Here is a 9,693-nt window from a genome sequence, read left to right on the forward strand (position 1 = left end):
GCCCGCGCGCCCCTGACGACGGGGATCAGCGCCCACGACTCGTGTCCTCCTGCTCCGTCGGAACCTGGCCCGGGGCCTCGTCGCCCCGCTCGCCGGCCGGCCGCGCCACGACCCGGGCGCCACTGCCCGGCAGCGCCGCCGGGTCGACGCCCCGCGGCGCCACGCCACGCACCTGCCCGGGCAACGGCGCGAACTCCGCCCCCGACTGCACGGGCACGGACGTCAGCCGGTGCCCGTTCACCGGTGTCCCGGCCGAGGACGGCGTACGCTCACGGTTCTGCCGCGAGTCCTCGGGCTCGAGCGGGATCGGCGAACCGCGCAACGGCTCGTCCGCCGTACGCGGCAGGGTGAGCCTGAACTGCGAACCGCCGCCGGGCTCCCCCCACGCCTGCAGCCAGCCGCCGTGAAGGCGGGCGTCCTCGACGGCGATCGACAGGCCGAGACCCGTCCCGCCCGTGGTGCGGGCACGCGCCGGATCGGCGCGCCAGAACCGGTTGAACACGCGGGTCGCCTCGCCCGGCTTGAGTCCCACCCCGTAGTCCCGCACAGCGACGGCCACGGCCCCGCCGGCGGCCGCCATGCGCACCACGACGTCCCTGCCCTCGCCGTGCTCCACGGCGTTGACCACGAGATTGCGCAGCACACGCTCCACCCGGCGCGCGTCCGCCTCGGCCACCACCGGCTGCTCGTCGCCGACCACCCGTATCCGGGAGCCCTTGCGCTCGGCCAGCGGCTCGGCGCCGCCGATCACCCGCCGCACCACCTCGCGCAGGTCTATCGGCTCCGCCTCCAGCGCCGCGGCCCCGGCGTCGAAACGGCTGATCTCCAGCAGGTCGGACAGCAGCGACTCGAAACGGTCCAGCTGGTCCCCGAGGAGCTCGGCGGAACGGGCCGTCACCGGGTCGAAGTCGCTGCGCGCCTCATGGATGACATCGGCCGCCATGCGCACGGTCGTGAGCGGCGTCCGCAGCTCGTGCGACACGTCCGACACGAAGCGGCGCTGCATACGGGACAGCTCCTCGAGCTGCTGGATCTTCAGCTGGAGATTCTGGGCCATCTTGTTGAATGCCTCACCGAGCCGGGCGATGTCGTCCTCACCGGTGACCTTCATGCGCTCCTGGAGCCGCCCGGCGGCGAGCCGCTCGGCGATCCCCGCGGCCATGCGCACGGGTGTGACGATCTGGCGCACGACGAGCCACGCGATGGCGCCCAGCAGGACCACGACGAACAGCCCGGCCGTGGCGAGCGTCCCCCGGACGAGGTTGAGCGACTGCTCCTCCTGCGCCAGCGGGAACAGGTAGTACAGCTCGTACGGCTGCCCCTCGATGTCGTTCAGCCGGGTCCCCACGACCAGCCCGGGCTCCGGGTCGGAGGCGTTGTTCCAGTACCGGATGCTGACGTACGTCTCGTACGTCCCCGAGCCCTGGCCCACGGCGTCCCGCAGCGCCTGCGGAATGCTCGCGGGGTCCACCAGACCCGACGTGCGCGGCGCGCGTCCGGACCCGTCCTGGTGGGAGTCGGCGCTGAGAGCCACCACGTTGTACGAGCCCTGGCCGCCGCTGGCGAGCTGCACGACGAGATCGGACCGCCACGAGTTGGCGTTCCTGCCGCCCGACGCCGCACCGTCCGGGCCCACGGGGTCGACCGGCGCGCTGGCCTGTTCCCGCGCGACGGCGAAGCCGCCGGCCGCCTGGCTCTGCGCCGCCTTGCTCTTCGCGTCGAGCAGACCGTTGCGCACCTGCCCGATCACGACGAAACCGAGGAGCAGAACCACACCGAGCGACATCAGCAGCGTGCTCACGACCACGCGGAGCTGGATGTTCCGCCGCCACAGGCGCACAGCGGGCAGCAGCGGACGGCGCAACCAGCGCATCACGAGCCGAGGCACCGGCCCGCCGGACGACGCCCCGTCCGGGAGCAGCAGACCCCCCTGGAACAGACGGCCGAATCGCGCGGGCTTGCGCCCCGGTCCGGCAGCCCGCCCCGTACGGACTCCCGGCTCCCCGGGCTTCGGAGCAACGCTGCCACTGGACATGTCAGCTCGGCCCGGCCTTGTAACCGACACCCCGGACGGTCACCACGATCTCCGGCCGCTCAGGGTCCTTCTCGACCTTGGAGCGAAGCCGCTGCACATGGACGTTGACCAGTCGGGTGTCCGCCGCATGGCGGTAACCCCACACCTGCTCGAGGAGCACCTCGCGGGTGAACACCTGCCACGGCTTGCGCGCGAGCGCGACCAGCAGGTCGAACTCCAACGGCGTCAGCGCTATCGACTGACCGTCCCGCTTCACGGAGTGCCCCGCCACGTCGATCACCAGGTCGCCGATGGCCAGCTGCTCCGGTGCGGGATCCTCCGACCTCCGCAGCCGCGCACGGATACGGGCGACCAGTTCTTTCGGCTTGAACGGCTTGACGATGTAGTCGTCGGCCCCGGACTCGAGACCCACCACCACATCCACCGTGTCGCTCTTGGCTGTCAGCATCACGATCGGCACACCGGACTCCGCGCGGATGAGCCGGCACACCTCGATGCCGTCCCTGCCGGGCAGCATCAGGTCCAGCAGCACCAGGTCCGGCTTGCTCTCCCGGAAGGCGGTGAGTGCCTTGTCACCGTCCGCTACGAACGACGGCTCGAAACCTTCACCACGCAGCACAATCCCGAGCATCTCGGCCAGCGCGTTGTCGTCGTCGACGACAAGGACTCGTCCCTTCATATTCGACATCATCCCATTAGCTAATCGTTACCTGGCGTGACCTGGCACACAGCTCGGCTATGCCGGCCCTCGTGACCGGCGACACCACACCCTCCTCGGTGACGACGGCCGTGACCAGATCGGGCGGCGTGACATCGAACGCGGGGTTGTACGCCTGAGTCCCGAGCGGCGCCACGGACACTCCACCAGCTCCGGCGCCCGCCGCCCCCACCTGCGGAGGTGTGACCTCCGTCACCTCGCTGCCTGAGCGCTGCTCCACCTCGATCGAGGCACCGTCCGGTGTGTGCGGATCCACCGTGGTGGTCGGCGCCACGACGATGAACGGCACATGGTGGTACTTGGCCAGCACCGCGAGGGGATAGCTGCCGACCTTGTTGGCCACCGATCCGTCCGCGGCGATCCGGTCGGCGCCGATCAGCACCGCATCGACCTCCCCCGCAGTGAACAGCGAGCCCGCGGCGTTGTCCGTCAGCAGGCTGTACGGCATGCCGTTGCGCGCCGCCTCGTACGCCGTGAGCCGGGCGCCCTGCAGCAGCGGCCTGGTCTCGTCCACCCACAGCCTGCGCAGTTCACCGGCCCGGTGCGCGGCCAGCGCGACCGCGAACGCCGTGCCCTCCCCACCTGAGACCAGTGCCCCGGTATTGCAGTGGGTCAGGATCCGGTGCCCGCCCCCGGGCAGCAGCTCCCCGAGCAGCGCGAGCCCGTGCGCGGCCATGCGTCGGCTCGCCTCCGCGTCCGCACGATGCAGCTCCCGCGCCGACGCGAGCGCCGCTGCCGCCGCCCTCTCGCCGTCCGCACCCGCTGCCACTGCCGCCCGGTAAGCGCCGGCCGCCAGGCGCACTCCGTACCCCAGGTTCACCGCGGTGGGCCGCGCGTTCTCGAGCAGCGTCGCCGCTTCCTCGACGTCATAGCCCCGTGCGGCCGCCAGAGCGACACCGTAGGCGCCCGCGATCCCCAGGAGGGGCGCCCCCCGCACCGCCAGGGTGTGGATGGCCCTCACGAGGGCCGGAACATCGGTGCAGACCAGCTCCACCTCCTCGACCGGCAGCCGGGTCTGGTCGAGAAGCACCAGTACGGGACCTTCGGGCGGCTCGTCCCACCGCAGCACCGAAAGCTCCGGCGGCACCGACCCGGCAGGGTTTTGTGCGTACTGATCAGCCATCCGCCCAGTCTGCACGGTGAGGCTCCGACAATGAAGGTGCGAAGGTGACTGATGCCCCCGCCCACCGGCGGCCGCCGCGTGGCACGATGGCCACCACAGCCGCCCTGCCGGACGGAAGGGCACCGTGAACGTGCCGGCTCGGCGAGCCGGCCCCGCGACACATCCATGAGGTGGACCACCGTGAACGACACTCCGGGCTGGGCCTCGCCCGGATCGGCTCCCTCCAACGGACAGAGCTCCGGCGTGCCGAATCCCGCCGAGCCCGCCGACGCTCCTTCGTCGAAGTGGTCCAAGGAGCAGCCGCCCCCCGGGCAGTGGTCCGCACCGAGCGGATCCGGTCCCGCCCCGCGGCCTCCCGCCTCCGGCTGGGGCGGCGGCGCGCCGCATGGAGGCTGGGGTCGTCAGCCTGCCGCGGCCAAGCCCGGAGTGATCCCCCTGCGGCCTCTCGGCGTCGGCGAGATCCTCGACGGCGCGGTGTCGACGCTGCGCGCCCACTGGCGCACGGTCCTGGCCGTGACGGTCAGCGTCTCCGTCGTCACCCAGATCGCCAGCATTCTCGTCGAGCGCTATCTGTTGCCCGAGCCGCCCACAGTCGACCCCGACGCGACCCCCGAAGAAGCACTGCAGCAGTCCGTGGAGTCTCTGCAGGCCAGCCTGATCGCCATGGGTCCGGCGCTGCTCATCATGCTGATCGGCACGCTCCTGACCACCGCGCTGCTCACCGTGGTGATCAGCCGCTCCGTCCTGGGCCGTTCCGTGACGTTGCCCGAGGCCTGGCGGGAAGCCCGGCCCCGGCTGCCCCACCTGCTCGTCCTCACCCTGCTGCTGCCGCTGGGCAGCGCAGCGGTCATGTGCGTGGGCATTCTGCCGGGTGTGCTGATCGGCGGAGCCGGAGTGCTCCTGTCGATCGTCGGCGGCATCGCCGCGATCGTGGTCGTCATCTGGCTGATGATCCGCTTCGCCCTCGCGGCCCCCGCGCTCGTACTCGAACGCCAGGGCGTCGTCGCCTCGCTGCGCCGCTCCGCCAAACTGGTCCAAGGCGCCTGGTGGCGCGTCTTCGGCATCACCCTGCTGACCGTGCTGCTGGCCTTCCTGGTCAGCATGGTCATCGCGATCCCCTTCACCATCATCGGCTTCGCCGTGGACGGCATCGGCCTCACCGACTTCTTCAGCGGCAACTCCCCCGAGTTCGGCTGGCCGTTCCTGATCATCACCGGCATCGGCTCCGTGATCGCTTCCTCGATCACGTACCCGATCTCGGCCGGCGTGACCGCGCTTCTCTACGTCGACCAGCGCATCCGCCGGGAAGCACTCGACCTCGAACTCGCCCGCGCCGCGGGTGTCCCCGGCTACGGAACCGAGCCGCCCGGCAACCACTCCACCGGGGGCTGATGCGGTGCTGAGTGCGGGGGGCGCTACGGCAGCTGGGCCGCTGATCCGAGCGAGCGACGACGTACCGGTGGACATCCCGCGTGTCCCCGCCCGCGAGGCGGCGGAACGCGAGCTGTCCGACCCGAGGTACCACGAGAACGATCCGAACCTGCTCGAGCGGGCACTGGACAGGTTCTGGGACTGGGTCGGCGGCGTCTTCGAGGGCGCCGCCGGTGCAGGCATCGGCGGCACGGCCGGACTGGTCGTCATCTTCCTCGTCGTCATCGCCCTGTTCGCAGCCCTGTGGTGGCGTCTCGGGAGACCGCAGCGCACCCCCGGTCCGACGGACTCCCTCTTCGACGCAGGGCCCCGCAGCGCTGCCGAACACCGCACCGCCGCCGAGGAACACGCCGCCGCCGCACGCTGGAACCAGGCCGTCCAGGAGCGGATGCGCGCCATCGTCCGCTCCCTGGAGGAGCGAGCCATGCTCGCCCCGCGCCCCGGGCGCACCGCCGACGAAGCCGCCGCCGAAGCCGGCCGCTCCCTGCCGCCCCATGCCGACGAACTCCGGGCAGCCGCCAGAGCGTTCGACGACATCACATATGGCGGCCGTACGGGGGACCGGCAGTGGTACGAACGCCTGCGAGACCTGGACCTCGAACTGGAGCGCGCCAAGCCCCAACTGCCAGAGGCCGCCCAAGGAGCCGCCTCATGACCGGGGCCGTCGCCACCTCCATGTCCCCAACCGCGCGCCAGGTGTGGACGCGTGCTCGCGGAGTCCTCGTCGTCGTCCTCCTGCTCGTCGCGGCGGGCATCGCCATGGCCGCCATGCGGTCGGGGGATCACCACGGCCGCCTCGACCCCCGCTCCGCGGACCCATACGGCAGCCGCGCGGTTGCCGAACTCCTCAAGGGCCAAGGGGTGTCCGTCCGGGTCGTCACCACACTCGACGCTGCAGGCGCAGCCGCCGGCTCCGGCACCACACTCCTCGTCACCGAACCCGACCTGTTGACCAGCGTCCAGCAGGAGGCCCTCCACTCGGCGACCTCGTCCTCCGGCGGGCGGACGGTGCTCCTCGCAGCAGGTCCCGCCTCCGTCGGGACGCTGGCCCCCGGCGTCCGCGCCGACGTCCCGGCACGGGTCGCGCCCCGCACCCCACAGTGCACCTACCCGGTGGCCCGCCGGGCGGGCAACGCCGAACTCGGCGGGGAGCGTTACAGCACCGACGCACCTGACGCCGACCGCTGCTACCCGAGCGACGGACTGCCGTCCCTGCTCAGGATCGACACCCCGGCCGATGGTGACACCGTCCTTCTCGGCGCCCCGGACATCCTCTACAACGACCGTCTCGACAAACACGGCAATGCCTCCCTTGCCCTTCAACTCCTCGGGTCCCGGCCCGAGCTGGTCTGGTACATCCCGTCGCTCAGCGACCCCTCCACCGGGGAGCGCGGTCAGGAGCGCGACGGCGGAGAAGAGGGTGTCGAGGGTGAAAGCGCCTTCCTCGACCTCATCCCGTCCGGCTGGCTCTGGGGCACGCTCCAACTCGCGCTCGCGGCCGTCCTCGCCGCCGTCTGGCGTGCACGCCGCCTCGGCCCGCTGGTCACCGAGCGCCTGCCGGTCGCCATCCGCGCGTCAGAGGCCACCGAAGGACGCGCCCGCCTCTACCGCAAGGTCAACGCCCGCGACCGCGCCGCCGCCTCCCTGCGTTCCGCCACCCGGGCCCGCCTCGCCCCACTCCTCGGCCTGCCGCCGGTAGAAGCGCACTCCCCCGACGCCCTGATCCCCGCGGTCTCCTCCCGACTGCCCGACACCGGCCGGGACGTCCGCGACCTGCTCTTCGGCCCCGCCCCGGCCGACGACCCCAGCCTTGTTCACCTGGCCGACCAACTCGACGCCCTTGAAAGAGAGGTACGCACCTCATGAGCGCCCCGACCCCCGAGACAGCCGAGAACTCGGACCGCGCCCGCACCTCCCTGGAGGCCCTGCGCACCGAGATCGCCAAGGCGGTGGTCGGCCAGGACCCTGCTGTCACCGGTCTCGTCGTGGCTCTGCTCTGCCGCGGCCATGTCCTGCTCGAAGGAGTCCCCGGAGTCGCCAAGACGCTGCTGGTTCGCGCACTTGCCGCCTCCCTCGAACTCGAGACCAAGCGTGTCCAGTTCACCCCCGACCTGATGCCCAGCGACGTGACCGGCTCCTTGGTCTACGACACGCACACCTCGGAGTTCTCCTTCCAGCAAGGCCCGGTGTTCACCAACCTCCTTCTGGCTGACGAGATCAACCGCACGCCTCCCAAGACGCAGTCCTCACTGCTGGAGGCCATGGAAGAGCGACAGGTGACGGTCGACGGCACACCCCGCCCCCTTCCCGAGCCGTTTCTCGTCGCCGCGACGCAGAACCCGGTCGAGTACGAGGGCACTTACCCGCTTCCCGAGGCGCAGCTCGACCGCTTCCTCCTCAAGCTCACCGTCCCCCTCCCCTCCCGCGAGGAGGAGATCAACGTCCTCACGCGTCACGCCGAGGGCTTCAACCCGCGCGACCTCGCCGCAGCGGGCGTCCGCCCCGTCGCCGGCGCCGCGGACCTGGCGGCGGCCCGGGCCGCCGTCGCCAATGTCTCGGTGTCGGCCGAGATCGCGGGCTATGTCGTCGACATCTGCCGCGCCACCCGCGAATCCCCGTCACTCACCCTGGGCGCCTCACCCCGCGGAGCCACAGCCCTGCTCTCCACCGCCCGCGCCTGGGCCTGGCTCACGGGCCGGGACTACGTCATCCCGGACGACGTGAAGGCTCTGGCCCTGCCCACCCTGCGTCATCGGATCCAGCTGCGCCCCGAAGCGGAGATGGAAGGAGTCACCGCCGACTCCGTCATCACCGCGATCCTCGCCCACGTCCCCGTCCCCCGCTGAGGGCTGGTCATGGCCCTCACCGGACGGACAGCGCTTCTCGCGGCTCTTGGCTCTCTCCCCGTCGGCATCCTCGCCCCCAGCTGGACCGGGATGCTCGCGGTCAACGCGCCCCTCTCACTCGCAATCTTGTGCGACTACGCCCTCGCCGCGCCAGTGCGAACGCTCCGTTTCACCCGATCCGGCGATACGTCTGTTCGACTCGGTGACGTGGCCCAGATCGAGCTCACCATCACCAATCCCTCCAGCAGACCGCTCCGCGCCCATCTCCGGGACGCATGGCCCCCGAGCAGCTGGACTCCCGGGGCCGAGCAGGCCGCCTCCAGGCACCGCCTGCGCGTGCCCGCAGGAGAGCGCCGACAGGTCACGACGGTCCTCACACCCACCCGTCGGGGCGACAGGCAATCCGAGCGCGTCACCGTGCGCTCCTACGGACCATTGGGCCTCGCCGCGCGGCAGGGCAACCACCACGTCCCCTGGACCGTACGCGTGCTGCCCCCCTTCACCAGCCGCAAGCACCTGCCCTCCCGACTGGCCAGGCTCCGCGAACTCGACGGCCGGACCAGCACCTTGATCCGCGGGCAGGGCACAGAGTTCGACAGCCTCCGCGACTACGTCCCCGGGGACGACACCCGCTCGATCGACTGGCGTGCCACCGCCCGCAGGACCACCGTGGCCGTCCGCACCTGGCGGCCAGAGCGGGACCGGCACATTCTCGTGGTCCTCGACACCGGCCGGACATCGGCAGGCCGGGTCGGCGACGTGCCGCGGCTGGACGCCTCCATGGATGCGGCGCTGCTCCTCAGCGCCCTTGCCTCACGCGCCGGTGACCGAGTCGGTCTGCTCGCCTATGACCGGCGGGTACGTGCTCAGGTTCAAGGACGCTCGGCCGGTGACATCCTCCCCGCCATGGTCAACGCGTTCGCGCCGCTGGAACCGGAACTCGTCGAGACCGATGCCCGAGGACTCAGTGCCGCCGCACTGCAGAACGCTCCCCGCGGGTCACTCGTCGTCCTCTTGACCAGCCTCGATGCCACCCCGATCGAGGAGGGGCTGCTGCCGGTGCTCCCTCAGCTCACTCGCCGGCACACCGTGCTGGTCGCGTCCGTCGCCGACCCGCATGTCGAGCAGATGACCGCCAAGCGGGGCAGCGCGGAGGGCGTATACGAGGCTGCAGCCGGCACACAGGCCCATATCCAGCGACAGCGAACCGCCGAACAACTCCAACGCCACGGAGTCACGGTCGTCGATGCGACGCCGGAAAGGCTTGCCCCCGCACTGGCGGACGCCTACCTCGCCTTGAAGGCCGCCGGTCGCCTGTGACACCGACAAAGGCGTAAAGCTTCACCATGCTCGGCCGTCCACGTCCTGTGGTCGGCCGGGCACGAAACGCATCAGATCCCCAATCGACCTGTAAACGCAGGAAAGCCCCGGAACTGTGTTCCAGGGCTTTCCCACAATGATTGTTCGGCGGCGTCCTACTCTCCCACAGGGTCCCCCCTGCAGTACCATCGGCGCTGAAAGGCTTAGCTTCCGGGTTCGG

Annotated in this window: 8 protein-coding genes and 1 rRNA gene; 5 read left to right on the forward strand and 4 right to left on the reverse strand. The window is 71.2% G+C overall.

Annotated elements, in window-relative coordinates:
- Nucleotides 1–25: 25 nt before the first annotated feature.
- From mtrB to mtnA, 3 genes are read right to left on the reverse strand one after another with little or no spacing between them, the layout of a single operon-like run.
- Nucleotides 26–2,035: an MtrAB system histidine kinase MtrB gene (gene mtrB / locus AB0K02_RS28210; RefSeq protein ID WP_365995349.1), complete on the reverse strand. Its 2,010-nt coding sequence runs from the start codon at nt 2,033–2,035 to the stop codon at nt 26–28.
- Between the two features lies 1 nt (nt 2,036).
- Nucleotides 2,037–2,726 (reverse strand): two-component system response regulator MtrA, encoded by a 690-nt coding sequence (gene mtrA / locus AB0K02_RS28215; RefSeq protein WP_307715197.1) that lies wholly within the window; start codon nt 2,724–2,726, stop codon nt 2,037–2,039.
- A gap of 4 nt (nt 2,727–2,730) precedes the next feature.
- Nucleotides 2,731–3,876 carry an S-methyl-5-thioribose-1-phosphate isomerase gene (gene mtnA / locus AB0K02_RS28220; protein ID WP_365995350.1) on the reverse strand — a complete coding sequence of 382 codons (1,146 nt, stop codon included), beginning with the start codon at nt 3,874–3,876 and terminating at the stop codon, nt 2,731–2,733.
- A gap of 180 nt (nt 3,877–4,056) precedes the next feature.
- On the opposite strand from mtnA, the gene AB0K02_RS28225 reads away from it, so the two are divergent.
- From AB0K02_RS28225 to AB0K02_RS28245, 5 genes are read left to right on the forward strand one after another with little or no spacing between them, the layout of a single operon-like run.
- Nucleotides 4,057–5,268, forward strand: a complete 1,212-nt coding sequence (locus tag AB0K02_RS28225) for a glycerophosphoryl diester phosphodiesterase membrane domain-containing protein (RefSeq protein ID WP_365995351.1) — start codon at nt 4,057–4,059, stop codon at nt 5,266–5,268.
- Between the two features lie 4 nt (nt 5,269–5,272).
- The gene (locus AB0K02_RS28230; protein ID WP_365995352.1) at nt 5,273–5,962 is read left to right on the forward strand and encodes a DUF4129 domain-containing protein; all 690 of its coding nucleotides are present in this window, start codon (nt 5,273–5,275) and stop codon (nt 5,960–5,962) included.
- Nucleotides 5,959–7,173, forward strand: a complete 1,215-nt coding sequence (locus AB0K02_RS28235) for a DUF4350 domain-containing protein (RefSeq protein WP_365995353.1) — start codon at nt 5,959–5,961, stop codon at nt 7,171–7,173. The genes AB0K02_RS28230 and AB0K02_RS28235 overlap by 4 nt, the downstream gene beginning before the upstream one ends.
- Nucleotides 7,170–8,153, forward strand: a complete 984-nt coding sequence (locus AB0K02_RS28240; RefSeq protein WP_365995354.1) for a MoxR family ATPase — start codon at nt 7,170–7,172, stop codon at nt 8,151–8,153. Before AB0K02_RS28235 ends, AB0K02_RS28240 begins: the two co-directional genes overlap by 4 nt.
- A gap of 9 nt (nt 8,154–8,162) precedes the next feature.
- A complete protein-coding gene (locus AB0K02_RS28245) occupies nt 8,163–9,473 on the forward strand; it encodes a DUF58 domain-containing protein (RefSeq protein WP_365995355.1) in 1,311 nt (436 codons plus the stop codon).
- Nucleotides 9,474–9,615: 142 nt separating this feature from the next.
- Here the strand turns inward: AB0K02_RS28245 and rrf are convergent.
- A 5S ribosomal RNA gene (gene rrf, locus AB0K02_RS28250) occupies nt 9,616–9,693 on the reverse strand; the annotation flags it as partial.

It is taken from the genome of Streptomyces sp. NPDC049597 (assembly GCF_040675505.1).
GTDB lineage: Bacteria > Actinomycetota > Actinomycetes > Streptomycetales > Streptomycetaceae > Streptomyces.

Coding starts and splice junctions, on each gene's coding strand:
- AB0K02_RS28245 (WP_365995355.1), top strand. CDS start 8,163: ATGGCCCTCACCGGACGGACAGCGCTTCTCGCGGCTCTTGGCTCTCTC.
- AB0K02_RS28235 (WP_365995353.1), top strand. CDS start 5,959: ATGACCGGGGCCGTCGCCACCTCCATGTCCCCAACCGCGCGCCAGGTG.
- mtrB (WP_365995349.1), bottom strand. CDS start 2,035: ATGTCCAGTGGCAGCGTTGCTCCGAAGCCCGGGGAGCCGGGAGTCCGT.
- mtrA (WP_307715197.1), bottom strand. CDS start 2,726: ATGATGTCGAATATGAAGGGACGAGTCCTTGTCGTCGACGACGACAAC.
- mtnA (WP_365995350.1), bottom strand. CDS start 3,876: ATGGCTGATCAGTACGCACAAAACCCTGCCGGGTCGGTGCCGCCGGAG.
- AB0K02_RS28240 (WP_365995354.1), top strand. CDS start 7,170: ATGAGCGCCCCGACCCCCGAGACAGCCGAGAACTCGGACCGCGCCCGC.